The sequence below is a fragment of the Nonomuraea sp. NPDC049695 genome, from assembly GCF_040674955.1.
Lineage (GTDB): Bacteria > Actinomycetota > Actinomycetes > Streptosporangiales > Streptosporangiaceae > Nonomuraea > Nonomuraea helvata.
Window position 1 is genome coordinate 66,391 of sequence record NZ_JBFANV010000037.1, and the last position, 16,344, is coordinate 82,734.

Below are 16,344 nucleotides of genomic sequence, written 5' to 3' on the forward strand. Positions count from 1 at the left end.
GTTTCCTTCCGCAGCCTCAGAATCGGCCCCCCAGGTAGGGGGCACAAGAGTAACCCCCTACTCAAGGGACGGCTGCTTCGGGGACACGTGGGCGGGAACGGTACATTACGCACATGTCCTCCGCTCCGCGCCCGGACGACCGTGTCGCGTCCGCGTTCCGGTTCGCCACCGAGCTGATCGCCTGGGTCGCGACCCCATGGGCGCTCGCCCCCCACTCCGTGCTGCTGGCCGTGCTGTCGGTCGTGGTGCTGATCGGGCTGCCGACGCTGCTGTCCACGCCGGGCGACAAGCGCAACGTGATCGTCGCGGTCCCGGGCCCGGTGACGATCCTGCTGGTTCTTGTGCAACTCGTGGCCGCGGTGGCGGCGGCGTGGGCCGCGTGGCACGTGTTCGCCGCCGCCCTGGTGTCCGTACTGGCCCTGGTCACCATCGTCCTGGAGCTGCCGCGCTGGCGGTGGCTGGCCTCCCGGTGAGGGGCGGTGCCGTCACGGTGACTGCGAGAACGCCGGCTTGAGCACCTCCTCACACCATTGGCGGAAGCTGGTGGGCGTGGTGGGGCGCGGGGCGCGTGACCGGGCGCCGTCGTAGATGCCCCGCTCCACCTCGGCGGACATGTCGATCATGCCCTGGGCCCAGGCCTCGCTCATCCCGTGCCCCATGAGGGTGGCCTTGTAGGCGTCGCCGGGGACCTGCTGGAAACGGACCGGTCTCTCCAGCACCTCCGACATGATCTCCGCCATGTCGTGGGCGGACAGGTCTTCGGGCCCGAGGACCGGGACGCCTTCCTGCCCGCTCCAGGAGTCGTCGAGCAGCAGCTCGGCCGCGACGGCCGCGATGTCGCGGGTGGCGCAGGACGGGAGCTTGCGATCCCCCGACATCGGCAGGAAGAACGCGCCCTGGCTCCTGATCGGCTCGATCTGCCGGAGCATGTTCTCCATGAAGCCCGGCATCTCCAGGGCCCGGTAGCTGACGCCGGTCTTCTCGATCAGCTCGTCCATGGCCAGCGCCGCGGATATCTGCCCGGCGTTCTCGGCCACCCCGCGGCCCAGGGTCGAGACGCCGACGACACGCCGGACGCCCTGACTCACAAGGGCCTCGCACAGCGGCTGGGTGAAGCTCAGGCAGTGGCCCTCGACGCTCGCGGCCCTGGGGTCGGGGGGCAGGACCCAGAAGACGGAGTCGGCGCCGGCGAACGCCTCGGTGAGGACGCCGAGGTCGTTGTGCGGGCCCGGCACGACCTCGACCCGTTCGCGTACGCGCGGGGCGAGGCGGGAGGGATCGCGCGCGATCACGCGGATCGCCTCGGCGCTGTCCAGGAGGTTGTCGAGAACCTGCCGGCCGATCTGGCCGGTGGGAGTGGTGATGACGATCATGTGGCTCAGTCAAGCGGCTCCGACGCCGCACCTGAAGGACCGATCCGATCGCCATTGATACTCTGCAGGTATGAATGACCTGGAGGTTCGACAGCTCCGGTACTTCGTCGCGGTCGCGGAGGAGCTCCACTTCGGCCGCGCCGCCGAGCGCCTGGGCATGGCGCAGCCCCCGCTCTCCCGTGCCATCCGCGAGCTGGAACGCCACCTGGGCGTGCGGTTGTTCGAGCGCACCACGCGCCACGTCACGCTCACGACGGCCGGGGAGGGCTTCCTGCGGGATGCCCGGACCGCGCTCGACGCGGTCTCCGCGGCCGGCCGTCGGGCCCGGCACGCCGGCCAGGCCGCGCCGCGGCTCCGGCTCGCGCTCAAAGCGGACAACGACGGCGGACTGCTGCCGCAGATCCTCTCCGCCTACCAGCACGAGCAAGCGGCGATCGCGGTGGAGCTGGTGCTGGGCGGGCGGGGCGAGCAGGCGCAGGCGCTGCGTGACGGGCGAGCCGACGTCGGGCTGCTGGTCAGTCCCTTCGACGAGCGCGGCCTGGACGTCGAGCCGCTGCTCACCGAGCCTCGCCTGGCCGCCCTGGCGGCGACCGATCCGCTGGCCGCACGGTCATGCCTGCGGCTGGCCGACCTGGCCGGCAGGAAGCTCCCCGACGGAACGCCCGCCGACCAGGACCTGTCCGCCGCCGCGATCGACAGCACAGGCAGCACAGGGGAGCCGCCGCGGACGGCGCACCGCGGGCTCGTCGCCGGGAGCCGGCAGGTGGCCACGGACCTGACACAGGCCTTCAGGCTGATCGAGCTGGGCGACATCGTCTGCCTCCTCCCCGCCTGGGTGACGCGCCGCTACGCGTGGCCCGAGATCGCCTATCGGCCGGTCAGCGACCTCGAGCCGGCCACCCTGGCCGTCGCCTGGCCACAGGACATGCGCTCGGCCGCGGTCGCCGCCTTCGTACGCGCGGCCGTTTCGGTCGCGGAAACCGCTCAGGCGGGAGCGGAAACATCTCAGAAGGCGGCCAGCTGAAACACCGCGAAAGGCGAGACGGCCGCCCGAGGGTGGGATTTCCCTCGGGCGGCCGGGATTCTCAGGCGGCCGTCACTTGCCGAACCCGGCGGTCAGGCCGGCCAGCAGCTGGCGGCGGCCCACCACGTACAGGATCAGGATGGGCAGCGAGGTCAGGACGACGGAGGCGAGCACCGCGGGCACGTTGATGCTGTACTGGCCCTGGAAGGTCCACAGGGCCAGCGGCAGCGTGCGCTGCTCGGGGCTCTGCGTGAGGATCAGCGGCAGCAGGAAGCCGTTCCAGATCGTCAGCGCGTTGTAGATGGTCACCGTCACCACGGCCGGTCTGGTGAGAGGCAGCGCCAGGTTCCAGAGCGTGCCCATCTCGCTCGCGCCGTCCAGCCGCATCGACTCGAACAGCTCCTTGGGCACGTCCCTGATGAAGTTCGACAGCACCAGCACCGACAGCGGGATCGCGAACGCGATCGACGGCAGGATCAGCGCCAGCAGCGTGTCGTAGAGGTGGAGCTTGATGATGATCAGATAGATCGGGATGACCGTCGCCTGGTGCGGGATGGCCAGGCCCATGAGGAACGTCGAGTTCGACCAGCGCAGGAACCGCCCCCTGCCGCTGCGGACGATCGCGTACGCCGCCATGAACGACACCGCCACGGCGGGCACGACCGCGCCGACCGTGACGATGACGCTGTTGATGAAGTACCGGATGAAGTCCGACTCGATGACCATCTGGTAGTTGGCCAGCGTGGGCTCGGACGGCGGCACGAGAGGGTTCTCGGCGTAGTAGTTGCTCTGCGACTTGAAGCTGGTGATGATGATCCAGTAGATCGGCACGACCACGACCGCCAGCCAGAGCCAGGCGATCGCGCCGCCCAGCCAGTTGGGGCGGCGCGTCACCCCTTTGGGGTGGGCGGTGTCGTGCTTCGCCGCGGCCTGCGAGGAGTCCTTCGCGAGGGTCGTCGCCATGTCAGGCCCCTTCCAGCTGGCTGTGGCTCGAGTTGCGGCCGCCGAGCCGGCGCAGCAGCAGTGCCAGCACCAGGCCCACCAGGACGAGGATGACGGCGATCGCGCTCGCCGGGCCCATCAGGTTGGCCTGGAAGCCCCTCTTGTACATCTCCAGCGCGAGCACCCGGGTGGCGTCACCGGGGCCGCCCGCGGTGAGCACGAAGATCAGGTCGAAGAAGACCAGCGAGCCCACGACCATCAGGGTCGAGGACGTGATGATCGTGTACTTGAGCTGGGGCAGGGTGATGCTGAAGAACATGCGCACTCGGCCGGCGCCGTCGATCTCGGCGGCCTCGTACATCGAGCGCGGGATCTGGCGCACGCCGCCCTGGTAGATCAGCGAGTGGAACGGGATGAACTGCCACGACACCACGAAGATCACGACGCTGAAGGCGAGGACCGGTTCGCCGAGCCAGTCCTGCACGAGGATCGGGATCCCCAGTCCGGCGCCGAGCCCGAAGTTCGGGTCGAGCAGCGCCTTGTACGTGATCGCGATGGCGGCCGAGCTGAGCAGGAGCGGGATGAAGTACACCACCGAGAGCACCGCGCGGTAGCGCTGGAAGCCGGCCAGGAACGTGCCGAGCAGGATGCTCGCCGGAGTCTGCACCGCCCACGACAGGGCGATGACCAGGAACGTCACCCACAGCGCGTGCGGGAGGCCGGGATCGCTGAGAACGGCCCGCCAGCTGTCGAAGCCGGCCGGGCGGATCTCGCCGAGCCCGTCCCAGGAGGTGAAGCTGAGCACGAAGACCCCGATGAGCGGGATCACGGCGAACGCGACGAAGAGCAGCAGGGCCGGCACGGCCAGCCAGGCCAGGCCGCGTCCCTGGCCGCCCGGCGCGGCGGTCAGGGACGCGCTCCCCCTGGCGGGGACAGGGGGGACGGTCACTTGCCGATGACCTCGTTGAGGTTCGTGGCGAACTGCTGCGGCGAGATCGACAGCTGGAACAGCTTGGCGATGTTGTCCAGCAGGACCTCGGCCGCGGTCGGGCTGAGCGCCTGGTCCCAGGACTGCTGGAAGGACTTGGCGTTGGCGGCGGTGTCGTAGACGAACTTCTGCCACGGCGCGTCCGCGCCGGAGCCGAACTGCGCGTCCACGCCCTTGACGATCGGCACCTGGGTGATGCCGACCCAGTCCTTGGACTGGGCGTCGGAGTTCATCTCGGTGAGGAAGAACTTCTTGGCGATCTCCTTCGCCTCGGCCGTCGCCTTGGAGGAGATCGACATGTACTGGGCCGGGTTGCCCACGGTGTCGCTGGGGTCGCCCTTGCCGCCCTGCACGGCCGGGAAGTTCATGTAGCCGAGGCTGCCGCCGGTGACGAAGTCGCCGCCGTCGGTCTTCATCGACCCGTACGTCCAGCCGCCGTGCAGCATCATCGCGGCCTTGCCGGTGTAGAGCAGCGCCTGGTCGGCGTTGGAGTCGGCGGTGATGGACGAGAAGCCCTTGACGAAGCCGTTCGCCTTGATGAGCTCCTGCATCTTGGTCAGGCCCTCGATGGCGGCCGGGTTGTTCCAGGCGTTCTTCTCGCCGTCGTAGATGGCCTTGAACACCTCGGGGCCGCCGATGCGGTCGAAGAGGAACTCCAGCCACATCATGTTCGTCCAGCGCGACTGCCCGCCGAGGGAGAACGGCGCGACGCCTGCGGCGTTGAACTTCTTGACCAGGTCCATGATGTCGCCCCACTCCTGCGGGGGCTGCGCGCCGACCTTCTCGAAGACCTTCTTGTTGTAATAGAGGACGATCGGCGTCACGCACTCGACCGGCACCGCGTAGATCTTGCCGTCGACCGTGGCCGCGCCCAAGGAGGACGGGAAGAGCCGGTCCTTGTAGGCCGCGTTCTGGTCGAACCAGGAGGTGAGGTCGTCGACCTGGCCCGCCTGCACGTAGCTGCGCAGACCGCCGCCGCCCCAGCCCCAGATGATGGTGGGTGCCTCGCCCGCGCCGATCGCGGTCTTGATCTTCGTCTTGAACGCGTCGTTCTGGAAGGTCGTCGTCGCCAGCTGGCTGCTCGGGTTGGCCTTGTTGAAGCGCTCCGCCGCACGGGTGCGCACGCCCTCGTTCGGCTGGCCGGTGAGGTACCAGTAGGTGGCCTTGCCCCCACCGCCGCCACCGCCACTGGTGCTGCCGCTGCCGCCACCCGCGCCCGCTTGGGTGGGCCCGGAGCTGCCGCAGGCGGCCAGGGCGGCTCCCAGGGGAACGCCCATGGAGAGGGTGAGGAAGGTGCGGCGAGAGGATGTCCTGGTCTCCACGCTGATCTCCGTAACTGAACGCCGGGGGGATGGGCCGCGCGGCTCGTTGATCGTGAGGTGTGGTGGCGGGGGGCCGTGGAGCCGGCCCCGTTATTTCGCTTCTGTTGAGTTAGCCTGTCGAAACATTTGCGACATACCGCGTGGTCCGTCAATCTAGGTTTCGGCTATGTGCCTGTCAAGACCGCCGTACCTGCAAAATCTGCCCATCCGGCCAGGGCGTGTGTAGAGTACTCAGGCGCGGCGTTCAACTGGTGGTCTGACGCCGAGGAGGTCCTGCTCACAGGTCGGTCGCGAATCGCTCACGACCTCGAAACATTTTCGAAAACTCACGGTGGACATCGCCTTGAAGGAGAGCAGCAGATGACGGCTCTAGATCGGACGCCCGCGGTGGACGGTGTGCTTCATCCGTGGCAGGACCCGGCACTCCCCGTGTCCGACAGGGTCGACGCGCTCCTTGCGGAGATGACCCTGGAGGAGAAGGTCGGCCAGCTCGGCAGCCGGTGGATCGGCAACGACATGCAGCACGAGCCGATCGAGGACGCCGAGACGGTGAACGTGGCGCCGATGCAGGACGTGTTCGCGGCCTCGGGCACGGTCCCCTTCGACGAGGCGATCAGGCACGGGCTCGGCCACCTGACCCGGGTGCACGGCAGCGCTCCCGTGACTCCGCAGGAGGGCGCCGCCGAGGTGGTCAGGCTGCAGCGGGAGGTGACCGGGCGGTCCAGGTTCGGGATCCCGGCCATCGTCCACGAGGAGTGCCTGACCGGGTTCACCACGTACGGGGCGACCGTCTATCCCGCGGCCATCGCGTGGGGCGCGACGTTCGATCCCGAGCTGGTGGAGCGGATGTCGGCCGCGATCGGGCGCGACATGGCCGCCGTGGGCGTGCACCAGGGCCTGTCGCCGGTCCTGGACGTGGTGCGCGACTACCGGTGGGGCCGGGTCGAGGAGACGATGGGCGAGGACCCGTACCTCGTCTCGATGCTCGGCGCCGCCTACGTGCGCGGACTGGAGAACGCCGGCATCATCGCCACGCTCAAGCACTTCGCCGGATACTCGGCCTCGCGGGCCGCGCGCAACCACGGGCCGGTCCCGATGGGGCGGCGCGAGCTGATGGACATGATCCTGCCGACGTTCGAGACGGCCATCGCGCTCGGCGGGGCGCGCTCGGTGATGAACTCCTACTCCGACGTGGACGGCGTGCCCGCCGGGGCGGACCCCTGGCTGCTGACCGAGGTGCTGCGCGAGGAGTGGGGCTTCACCGGGACGGTCGTGTCGGACTACTGGGCCGTCCCGTTCCTCGCGACCATGCACCACGTCGCCGCCGACACCCTTGAGGCGGGCGCGCAGGCGCTGATCGCCGGGATCGACGTCGAGCTGCCGGACACCCTCGGCTTCGGGCAGCACCTGGTCGAGCGGGTGCGTGGCGGCGAGCTCCCCGAGTCGCTGATCGACCGGGCGGTGCGCCGCCTGCTCACCCAGAAGGTCCAGCTGGGGCTGCTCGACCCGGACTGGACGCCCGAGAAGTCCGTGTCGGCGGCCGCCGACACCGACCTCGACTCGCCGGGCAACCGGGCGCTGGCGCGCGAGCTGGCCGAGCGGTCGATCGTGCTGCTCGACGCCGGGACCGCGCTGCCGCTGAGGCCAGGGCTGCGGCGGGTGGCGGTCGTCGGGCCGTGCGCCGACGACCCGCGTACCTTCATGGGCTGCTACGCCTTCCCCAACCACGTGCTGCCCCGGCACCCCGGGCTCGGGCTCGGCGTCGAGGCGCCCAGCCTCCTCGACGCGCTGCGGGCCGAGCTGCCGGACACCGAGCTCGTCCATGAGCGGGGCTGTGACGTGCAGGGCGAGGACCGCTCCGGCTTCGCGGCCGCGGCCGCCGCGGCACGCGAGGCGGACCTGTGCGTGGTGGCCGTGGGCGACCTCGCCGGGCTGTTCGGCCACGGGACCTCGGGGGAGGGCTGCGACGCCGACGACCTGCGGCTGCCCGGCGTCCAGGAGGACCTGCTGGCCGAGCTCGCCGCCACGGGCACGCCGGTCGTGGTGGTCGTGGTCTCCGGCCGCCCGTACGCGCTGGGCGCGGCCCACGCCGGTGCCGCCGCGCTCGTCCAGGCGTTCATGCCGGGGGAGGAGGGCGGCGCGGCCATCGCCGGCGTGCTGTCCGGGCGGGTCCAGCCCTCGGGCAGGCTGCCGGTGCAGATCCCGCGCGGGCACGGCGGGCAGCCGGGCACCTACCTGCAGCCGCCGCTGGGCACCAACAGTCAGGGCATCAGCAACCTCGACCCGACCCCGCTGTTCCCGTTCGGGTACGGCGCCTCCTACACCACCTTCGAGCTCGGCGACCTGCGCGTCGACGCCGCCGAGGTGCCCACGGACGGCGAGTTCGCCGTGTCGGTCCGCGTGCGCAACACCGGCGGGCGGGCCGGCGAGGAGGTCGTCCAGCTCTACCTGCACGACGTCGTCGCCCAGGTCACCCGGCCGGTCCGGCAGCTGACCGGGTTCGCCAGGGTCCGGCTGGAGCCCGGGGCGAGCGCCCGCGTGACCTTCCAGGTGCACGCCGACCGGACGGCCTTCACCGGACGCGATCTGAGGCGCATCGTGGAGCCGGGGGAGATCGAGGTGTTCGTCGGCACGTCGGCGGCCGACCTGCCATGCTGGGGCACGGTCCGGCTGACCGGCCCGGTCCGGGTCGTCGGCCACGACCGGCGCCTCGTCACCCCCGTGACGGTCTCGGAGGTCCCGGAGGGCTCAGAGCAGGAGGGAAGCGATGCCGGCCAGTCCTAGACGTGCCACGCTGGCCACGGTCGCGGCCTCGGCCGGCGTGTCGGTGGCGACCGTGTCCAAGGTGCTCAACGGCCGCAGCGACGTGGCGCCGGCCACGCGTTCCCTGGTGGAGTCGCTGCTGCGGGAGCACGACTACATGGCGCCGTCGCCGCGCCGGGGCCCGGCCGCCAACGGGGCCGTCGCGATGTGCACGGTCGAGGTGCAGTTCGACAGCGACCTGAACGCCTACTCCACGGAGATCGTCCAGGGTGTCGTCTCGGCCGGTGCCGAGCTGGGCGTCGGGGTCGTCGTCAGCGTCAGGAAGACGGTCGACCACCCGGCCTCGTGGGCCCGCGACCTGGTCGCCGCCGGGCGCCGGGCGCTGATCGCCGTCACGTGCGAGCAGCTGAACGACAGGCAACTGCGGGCCCTGTCCCGCGTCCAGCTGCCCCTGGTCGTGATCGACCCGCTCAACCTGCAGCACGACCAGGTGACCAGCATCGGCTCGACCAACTTCGCCGGCGGGCTGGCCGCCACCCAGCACCTGCTGTCCCTCGGGCACCGCCGCATCGCCTACATCGGCGGCCCGGCCACCGCGACCTGCAACCAGGCCCGGCTGCACGGCTACCGTGCCGCCATGGAGGCCGAGGGCGTGCCGGTGCCGCCCGGCTACACTCGCTTCGGCCGCTTCCGCTACCAGGACGGCATGGACCACGGCGCGGCCGTGCTCGACCTGCCGGAGCCGCCGACCGCGATCTTCGCCGGCTGCGACGAGGTGGCGCTCGGCGTCATGGAGGCCGCCAGGGCGCGGGGCCTGCGCGTTCCGGAGGACCTGAGCATCGTGGGCTTCGACGACACCCAGATCGCCCGGATGACCTCCCCGCCGCTGACCACCGTCCGCCAGCCGCTGCGCGAGATGGGCGGCGTGGCGCTGCGTACGGCGCTGCGCCTGGCGGACGGCGAGAAGATCGACTCCCACCACGTCGAGCTGGCCACCGAGTTGATCGTCCGCGCCTCCGCGGCGGACGTGGCGTGCGCGGAGCATGCCTGAGCGGCGTCTCCCGGCCGCACGGCGGACGGCAGCGCCGGTCGGCGGACGGCGTCTGACCTACCGCGTCGCCTAGACGCCTCTCCCTGCGCGCGTAGTCCAGCTCGAGTAGGTGTGAGTACCCGGCGCTGATCCATACGCCGAGTCGAGGTCACTGCTGGTGGCGACGATCGAAGGTCGAGGCGTCGTTGTCGGCGCGGGCATCGTTGAGCACCGGCGCCCAACCCAGTCGCTCGGCCAGCTCTCGGGGTGTCTCGTGAGGGTCGCTTCGGAGGTCTGGGTCGGCGCCGTGGCGGAGAAGCACCGCGACGACATCCAGCCGTGGCGTCAGCAGCGCGCCGTGCAGTGGTGACCACCCGACGGCGTCGGCCGGTCCGTTGACAGCGGCTCCTGCCGCAAGTAGCGCCTCCACAATCTCGACCGGCCCACCGAGGGCCGCAAGCAGCGGATACGTGCCCCCCAATCGAGCTTGAGCGTCGGCTCCGGCGTCGAGCAGGCGCCGGACCAAATCAACGTCTTTCCAGTCGATGGCCCGGAACAGCATGGGATCCGTAGCAGCAGGCAGTGGGCGCGGCCCAGCTGGGTGAGGATCGTAGCGATCGATGATGAGCTGAAGATCGCCCCAGTCGCCGCCGTAGACCATATCTTCAGTGGCTCCGGGCTCGCGACTGTGCGCCAGCTCGTAGTACTTGTCCCAGGCGAAGAACACGTCACCGGGGCCAAGGTGGGACCAAGGCAAGCGTCCCCATACCTCGTCGTCGAGGACCGCGCGCACTCTCAGGACGAGGTAGTAGTCGGAGTCGTCTCCATTGACTCGTGGCAGGTTGCAGCTGAGCGGGTCGGCGAGCGCCGCGTGTCTACCCTCGTGCCGCACCACCACCGTGCGGTGAAGCGACACTCCGTTTGCCCCGTAGTAGAGCCGATCGCCGGCTTCACCGACGATGAGGGCGCGCCAGTCGGTCCCCAACCACTCGCTGTCGGCGTCACGGGCGGGCAGCGGGACGTCGAAGTACGCGACCGTGTCCCGCCTGGCCGAGGCGCCACCGGACATTGTCATGGTGGCAAAGGATAGCCCGGCGCATCGAGCATCCGACCAGCCCAAGATCACCATGAGGCTCGAACCTGGCTTGCCATCTCGTCGTCTACCGGCCGCCAGCCAAACCAGCGCAAGGCAGGTCGTATGGCCTGAGGGGCCGTGCGCGGATACGCCGGACGCCTCCTTCGCCTGTTCACCACCCACGACCAGGCAGACGCCGCCCCACGGTCTGCGAGAGCCGAGCCGACGCCGGGGGTACCTAACGCCATGGGCGAACCCCGAACGACGGACCACTCCGCCGCACCAATCAGCGGGTCTCGGCAAGGCCTGCGCGGCAGCCAGAACTCGTGTGAACCAGCCCTGGCTCAACGCCCTGGCGGGCCGCCGGCCATCCAGCTCCGGCCTCACCTCGGCGAACCAGGAACGTACCGCCTCCGCGTCGTGCTCACGTTCCAGCAGGCGAACGATCTGATAGGTCGCCCGAAGACACGCCTCCGTCTCCCGGCTCGGACCCCGGCCACCGGCCCAGCGACTCACCGCCCCTCTGCCGACTCCGGCTATCAACGCCGTCAGGTCACCCGACCTGAAAAGGAACTACGCGCCGCGGCGGCGGCGCGCAGCCAGACGCAGGACCTGCGGCCAGTGCGGGCCCGGAGGCTGCAGGGCCAAGACTGACCATCGCCCAGCGCCGGAGCCTTCAAGCCGGGGCCCGCCGGGCACGGGAGGGGCCTTGCCGAGACCGCGGACCAGCTCTACAGGATGCGGCCGTACCCGATCGGCCAGGCCCCGGGATCTCACGCTATGTCCCCCGTCTTCACCGCATACTCGGGCCCTCTTGATCTCACAGCAGACCCCAGTCGTGATCGCTGCGCGACGAACCCGGACGTAACTCTCGGTTACCTTCCCCGGGTTGCGGCGACCCGAGCGTAGGGCCGGGATAGGTGCCTGCGTACGGTGGTAACTAGATGACGCTCCACATGAGGAGAGCCATGATGGCCAAGCACACCGCGCGGACTCCGGCTACTCCACGCGTCCTGACTGATCCACTCCGCAACCGGGGCGTGGGGTTCACGCAAGCGGACCGGGACGAGCTGGGCCTGACCGGGCGCCTGCCGTCCGCGGTGCTGACGCTGGAGCAGCAGGCGCAGCGCGCGTACCGGCAGCTGCAGGCTCAGGACGGTGCCCTAGGCAAGAACGTGTATCTGGAGCAGCTGCACGACCGCAACGAGACCCTGTACTACAAGGTGCTCACCGATCACCTGGTGGAGTTGTTGCCGGTCGTGTACGACCCCACGGTGGGCGAGGCGATCGAGAAGTACTCCCATGAGTACCGCCGCCCGCGCGGCGTCTTCTTGTCCATCGACCGGACCGAGGACATCGAGAAGGCCTTCGCCACGCTCCAACTCGGGCCCGAGGACGTGGACCTGATCGTGTGCAGCGACGCGGAGCAGATCCTGGGCATCGGCGACTGGGGCGTGGGCGGCATTCAGATCGCGGTCGGCAAGCTGGCGGTCTACTCCGCGGCAGCCGGCATCGACCCGGCCCGCGTCATCCCCGTGTCACTGGATGTGGGAACGGACCGCGAGGCGCTGCTGAAGGATCCGCTGTACCTGGGCAACCGGCACGCCAGGGTCCGGGGCGCCGACTACGACGCGTTCATCGAGACGTACCTGCGGACGGCTTCGGCGATGTTCCCACATGCGCTGCTGCACTTCGAGGACTTCGGCCCCAGCAATGCCCGGCGGATCCTGGAGACCTACGGCGGCTACCGAATCTTCAACGACGACATGCAGGGCACCGGTGCGATCACCCTGGCCGCAGCCCTGTCGGCCATCAAGGTCAGCGATGTGCCGATGCGAGAGCAGAAGGTGGTGGTCTTCGGCGCGGGCACCGCCGGGGTGGGCATCGCCGACCAACTGCGCGATGCCATGGTTCGTGACGGTAGGAGCCGCCAGCAGGCCACGGCCCAGGTCTGGCTGATCGACAAGCCGGGCCTGCTCACCCGCAGCACAAGTGACCTGCGTGACTTCCAGCAGTCCTACGCGCGCGATCCTTCGGAGGTCGCCGACTGGAGGAAGGACGACGGCGGGATCTCCCTGCTGGAAACCGTCAAGCAGGTCAAGCCGACGATCCTGCTGGGCACCTCCACTGTGCACGGGGCGTTCACCCGCGAGGTCGTCGAGGCCATGGCCGAAGGCACCGAGCGTCCGATCATCCTCCCGCTGTCCAACCCGACCTCGCGTATCGAGGCCATGCCGGCCGACGTCATCGCCTGGTCGAAGGGCAAGGCCCTGGTCGCCGTCGGCATCCCCGTCCCACCCGTCGAGCACGACGGGGTGACCTACGAGATCGCGCAGGCCAACAACGCGCTGCTGTATCCCGGGCTGGGCCTGGGAACGATCGTTTCCGGCGCATCGAGGGTGACCGATGGGATGCTGCTCGCAGCTGCCCGGGCGGTGGCCGACCAGGTCGACGTCAGCGCACCGGGCGCCTCCCTGCTGCCGCCGGTGGAGAACCTGCGCAACTCCTCCGCGATCACCGCAGCGGCGGTGGTCGAAACGGCGGCCAGCGAGGGCGTCGCCACCAGCGAGCCGGCCGATCCCGGCCAAGCCGTCCGCCAGGCCATGTGGGAGCCCGTCTACGGCAACGGAGCGACGGCATGACCGCGCGGCAGTCGGGCGCGGGCAAGGACGAGGACACCCCGGAGGTTCTCGACGTGCCCATTGGTCTGGACGCGACCGGAACCCGGCGGGAGACGGACTCGATGGGCGCGATCGACGTACCGGCGGACCGGTACTGGGGTGCCCAGACACAGCGGTCCCTGATCCACTTCTCCATCGGGGACGACCGGATGCCCAAAGCGGTCTACCACGCCTACGGCTACGTGAAGAAGGCGGCCGCGATCCTCAACGGGCGGGCCGGGCGGCTGCCTGCTTGGAAGGCCGACCTGATCGAAAAGGTCGCTGACGAGGTCATCGCGGGCAAGCTCGACGACCACTTCCCGCTGTATGTGTGGCAGACCGGGTCCGGGACGCAGTCCAACATGAACACCAACGAGGTGATCAGCAACCGAGCGATCCAGCTGGTCGGCGGCGAGCTGGGCAGCAAGTCCCCGATCCACCCCAACGACCACGTCAACATGGGGCAGTCCTCCAACGACACCTTCCCCACCGCCATGCACGTCGCCGCGGTCAAGGCGGTCCACGAGCACCTGCTGCCCAGCGTGCAGGCGCTTCAGCGGGCGATCGAGGTCAAGGCGGAGCAGTGGCGCGACGTGGTGAAAATCGGCCGCACCCATCTGGAGGACGCGGTCCCGCTCACCGTCGGGCAGGAGTGGTCCGGCTACGCCCACCAACTGACGCAAGCCGTCGACCGAGTCACCGCCTCCGCCGAGGGCCTGTACGAGCTCGCCGCGGGCGGCACCGCAGTCGGTACCGGACTGAACGCCCCACCCGGTTTCGGCGAGCAGATCGCCAGCGAGATCGCCGCCGCGACCGGCTATCCCTTCCGCACCGCGGAGAATAAGTTCGCCGCCCAGGGCGGCCTGGATGCCATGGCCAGCGCCTCCTCCGGCCTGCGTGCCCTTGCCGTGCCGCTGATGAAGATCGCCAATGACATCCGGTGGCTGGCCTCAGGGCCCCGCTGCGGCCTGGGCGAACTGATCCTCCCGGCCAACGAGCCGGGATCCTCGATCATGCCGGGCAAGGTCAATCCGACCCAGTGCGAGGCGATGGTCATGGTCTGCCTCCAGGTTCTCTCCGAGGACGCTGCCGTCGCCTTCGCCGCCTCGCAGGGCAACTTCGAGCTCAACGCCATGCGCCCGGTCATCATCAACAACTTCCTGCACGCGGCCACCATCCTCACCGACGCCTGCGCCAACCTGCGCCAGTACTGCATCGAGGGCGCCCAGCTCCACCGCGACCAAATCGACTCCTATGTCGACCGGTCCCTCATGCTGGTCACCGCCCTCTCCCCAGTCATCGGCTACGACAAGGCCTCGGCCATCGCGCACAAGGCCGACGAGGAGGGCACCACCCTGCGTGAGGCCGCACTGGACTCCGGCTCTATCAGCGCCGACGACTTCGACCGCATCGCCAACCCAGCCGCCATGGCCCGCCCGCATCATCGATCGCCGTAGGGCCCGGATGTCGAGCACCACGCTGACCGCTCTGGTCATCTGCACTGCGCTCGTGGGCCTAACCCTCGGGCGAAGCTCCGAACAGCACACCTAACACCGATGGAGGATCTCCGTGACTGACCCTGCGACCAGCGCTGGGCAGATCTGCGAAAGCAACCCTGTCCGCGACCTGCCCCTGCACGACCTGGCGGGATTCACACACCGCTGGGTCGACGCGGACGGCGTCCGCCTTCATGCCGTCGAAGGCGGACAGCCGACCGGCCCGGCCGTTGTCCTGCTCGCCGGATTCCCGCAAACCTGGTGGGCATGGCGAAAGGTCATGCCCAGCCTCGCCGGCCAGTTCCACGTCATCGCGATCGACCTGCCGGGTCAGGGCCACTCCGAGCGTCCAGAGCGCAGCTACGACACGCACACGGTCGCAGCGCACGTCCACGCCGCCGTGAAGGCTCTCGGAGTGTCGACTTACTGGCTGGTCGCCCACGACATCGGTGCCTGGGTCGCTTTCTCCCTCGCGCTCAAATTCGAGAGCCAACTGCGCGGGGTCGCTTTGCTCGACGCCGGAATTCCCGGCATCACCCTCCCCGAAGCGATTCCCACCGACCCGGATCGGGCGTGGAAGACCTGGCATTTCGCGTTCCACCTTGTGCCCGACCTGCCCGAGACGCTGCTTGCCGGCCGCGAACGGGACTACGTCGGCTGGTTCCTGAAAATGAAGGCCCTCTCTCCCGACACGTTCGACGACGCCGAGCTCGACCACTACGCGGCGGCCGTCGCCGTCGACGGTGGCCTCCGCGCTTCCCTCGCCTACTACCGAGACGCCGCCGAGTCGGCGCGCAAGAACCACGAGGCGCTCAAGCGGCAGCACCTGACTGTGCCCATCCTCGGAATCTCCAGCAGCCATGGCTCCATCCCGGACATGGCGGCCTCCATCAGCCCATGGGCCGACGACGTCACCGGAGTCGTCGTGCCCGACGCTGGACACTTCATCCCCGATGAGCAGCCCGAAGCCGTCGCTGCCGCTATAGCCGATTTCATCCTCGACGGCGACTGACACCAGTCAAACCTGCCCGACTGCGCACCGCCCCAGGCCGCGTCTCATTGAAGATCCACCATCTTGAAGTCGCTGGTCACTGGGCTGGTGTGAGTCGTCGATCGTGCATTCGTGCTGGTTGCGGGCGGTTGTCGGAACTCAAGATCGTCTGCCGTTTTGGTGACCGCGGACACCGGTTCCCCGGCGTGCGCGGGATGCCTGTCCGTACGATCCGGGCGGGAGGTGCGTCAGGTGGCCCAGGATGCCGAACCCGACCTTCGTGAGCTGATCAAAGCCCGCAGGGCCGAACTCGAGGTGCAGGCAGTTGATCGTAGATGACACTGGCGTGGCGGTGTTCTCCCGAACGTGACCCCAGCCGCAAGGTAGGTCGCGGTGCCTCCTACTGGTCGAAGACTCGCTCGACGACGGCGGCGGTCTCGGCGGTTCCGGCTCGGAAGTACCGCGCTGAGGTGTCCAGAGACGAGTGACCGAGCAAGGCGCCAAGCTCCTCGGCGTCAGCCCCGGCACCCTCGACAACCACATCCCCGACCTACAGGAACTGCGGACCGGCCGCGTCCCCGCCCAGCTCGACGGCGGCCCCTGGTGATCCCCGGACCGCACCAGCACAAGGGCGCAGCCCTCCGGCTCGGCGCCGACGGCCCTGCCTGCACGGCCCGCTC

13 protein-coding genes are annotated in these 16,344 nt (G+C 69.6%); 8 read left to right on the top strand and 5 right to left on the bottom strand.

From position 1 onward, the window contains the following. Positions 1 to 113 precede the first annotated feature (113 nt). On the top strand, positions 114 to 473 hold the full coding sequence (locus AB0J64_RS29165; RefSeq protein ID WP_364033502.1) for a hypothetical protein: 360 nt from the start codon (positions 114 to 116) through the stop codon (positions 471 to 473). A 12-nt stretch (positions 474 to 485) separates the two neighbouring features. Here AB0J64_RS29165 and AB0J64_RS29170 read toward each other — a convergent pair whose 3' ends face one another. Next, positions 486 to 1,373 (bottom strand): NAD(P)H-binding protein, encoded by an 888-nt coding sequence (locus AB0J64_RS29170; protein ID WP_364033505.1) that lies wholly within the window; start codon positions 1,371 to 1,373, stop codon positions 486 to 488. A gap of 70 nt (positions 1,374 to 1,443) precedes the next feature. Here AB0J64_RS29170 and AB0J64_RS29175 point away from each other — a divergent pair, with 70 nt between their 5' ends. Further along, positions 1,444 to 2,397: a LysR family transcriptional regulator gene (locus tag AB0J64_RS29175; RefSeq protein WP_364033508.1), complete on the top strand. Its 954-nt coding sequence runs from the start codon at positions 1,444 to 1,446 to the stop codon at positions 2,395 to 2,397. 72 nt (positions 2,398 to 2,469) lie between these two features. Here the strand turns inward: AB0J64_RS29175 and AB0J64_RS29180 are convergent, their stop codons facing one another. Genes AB0J64_RS29180 through AB0J64_RS29190 form a run of 3 tightly spaced genes read right to left on the bottom strand, consistent with a single transcriptional unit; the run spans position 2,470 to position 5,649 of the window. Continuing rightward, positions 2,470 to 3,360, bottom strand: coding sequence for a carbohydrate ABC transporter permease (locus tag AB0J64_RS29180; protein WP_364033511.1), 891 nt, complete (start codon positions 3,358 to 3,360; stop codon positions 2,470 to 2,472). Between the two features lies 1 nt (position 3,361). Then, a complete protein-coding gene (locus tag AB0J64_RS29185) occupies positions 3,362 to 4,249 on the bottom strand; it encodes a sugar ABC transporter permease (protein WP_364033581.1) in 888 nt (295 codons plus the stop codon). 35 nt (positions 4,250 to 4,284) lie between these two features. Beyond that, positions 4,285 to 5,649, bottom strand: coding sequence for an extracellular solute-binding protein (locus tag AB0J64_RS29190; RefSeq protein ID WP_364033514.1), 1,365 nt, complete (start codon positions 5,647 to 5,649; stop codon positions 4,285 to 4,287). 360 nt (positions 5,650 to 6,009) lie between these two features. Between AB0J64_RS29190 and AB0J64_RS29195 the strand changes: the two genes are divergently transcribed. Both AB0J64_RS29195 and AB0J64_RS29200 read left to right on the top strand, forming a co-directional pair. Next, positions 6,010 to 8,433 carry a glycoside hydrolase family 3 N-terminal domain-containing protein gene (locus tag AB0J64_RS29195; RefSeq protein ID WP_364033517.1) on the top strand — a complete coding sequence of 808 codons (2,424 nt, stop codon included), beginning with the start codon at positions 6,010 to 6,012 and terminating at the stop codon, positions 8,431 to 8,433. After that, positions 8,417 to 9,463, top strand: a complete 1,047-nt coding sequence (locus AB0J64_RS29200; RefSeq protein WP_364033520.1) for a substrate-binding domain-containing protein — start codon at positions 8,417 to 8,419, stop codon at positions 9,461 to 9,463. Before AB0J64_RS29195 ends, AB0J64_RS29200 begins: the two co-directional genes overlap by 17 nt. 148 nt (positions 9,464 to 9,611) lie before the next feature. On the opposite strand, the gene AB0J64_RS29205 is transcribed toward AB0J64_RS29200, so the two are convergent. Then, positions 9,612 to 10,571 carry an ankyrin repeat domain-containing protein gene (locus AB0J64_RS29205; RefSeq protein WP_364033523.1) on the bottom strand — a complete coding sequence of 320 codons (960 nt, stop codon included), beginning with the start codon at positions 10,569 to 10,571 and terminating at the stop codon, positions 9,612 to 9,614. Between the two features lie 914 nt (positions 10,572 to 11,485). Here AB0J64_RS29205 and AB0J64_RS29210 point away from each other — a divergent pair. From AB0J64_RS29210 to AB0J64_RS29225, 4 genes are all read left to right on the top strand, one after another. Continuing rightward, a complete protein-coding gene (locus AB0J64_RS29210) occupies positions 11,486 to 13,159 on the top strand; it encodes an NAD-dependent malic enzyme (RefSeq protein WP_364033526.1) in 1,674 nt (557 codons plus the stop codon). Then, positions 13,156 to 14,634: a class II fumarate hydratase gene (fumC, locus tag AB0J64_RS29215; protein ID WP_364033529.1), complete on the top strand. Its 1,479-nt coding sequence runs from the start codon at positions 13,156 to 13,158 to the stop codon at positions 14,632 to 14,634. The genes AB0J64_RS29210 and fumC overlap by 4 nt, the downstream gene beginning before the upstream one ends. A 112-nt stretch (positions 14,635 to 14,746) precedes the next feature. Further along, a complete protein-coding gene (locus tag AB0J64_RS29220) occupies positions 14,747 to 15,685 on the top strand; it encodes an alpha/beta hydrolase (RefSeq protein WP_364033532.1) in 939 nt (312 codons plus the stop codon). Between the two features lie 463 nt (positions 15,686 to 16,148). Next, positions 16,149 to 16,271 carry a hypothetical protein gene (locus AB0J64_RS29225; RefSeq protein ID WP_364033535.1) on the top strand — a complete coding sequence of 41 codons (123 nt, stop codon included), beginning with the start codon at positions 16,149 to 16,151 and terminating at the stop codon, positions 16,269 to 16,271. Positions 16,272 to 16,344 lie beyond the last annotated feature (73 nt).

Coding starts and splice junctions, on each gene's coding strand:
- AB0J64_RS29195 (WP_364033517.1), top strand. CDS start 6,010: ATGACGGCTCTAGATCGGACGCCCGCGGTGGACGGTGTGCTTCATCCG.
- AB0J64_RS29170 (WP_364033505.1), bottom strand. CDS start 1,373: ATGATCGTCATCACCACTCCCACCGGCCAGATCGGCCGGCAGGTTCTC.
- AB0J64_RS29200 (WP_364033520.1), top strand. CDS start 8,417: ATGCCGGCCAGTCCTAGACGTGCCACGCTGGCCACGGTCGCGGCCTCG.
- AB0J64_RS29205 (WP_364033523.1), bottom strand. CDS start 10,571: ATGGTGATCTTGGGCTGGTCGGATGCTCGATGCGCCGGGCTATCCTTT.
- AB0J64_RS29165 (WP_364033502.1), top strand. CDS start 114: ATGTCCTCCGCTCCGCGCCCGGACGACCGTGTCGCGTCCGCGTTCCGG.
- AB0J64_RS29210 (WP_364033526.1), top strand. CDS start 11,486: ATGATGGCCAAGCACACCGCGCGGACTCCGGCTACTCCACGCGTCCTG.
- fumC (WP_364033529.1), top strand. CDS start 13,156: ATGACCGCGCGGCAGTCGGGCGCGGGCAAGGACGAGGACACCCCGGAG.
- AB0J64_RS29175 (WP_364033508.1), top strand. CDS start 1,444: ATGAATGACCTGGAGGTTCGACAGCTCCGGTACTTCGTCGCGGTCGCG.
- AB0J64_RS29180 (WP_364033511.1), bottom strand. CDS start 3,360: ATGGCGACGACCCTCGCGAAGGACTCCTCGCAGGCCGCGGCGAAGCAC.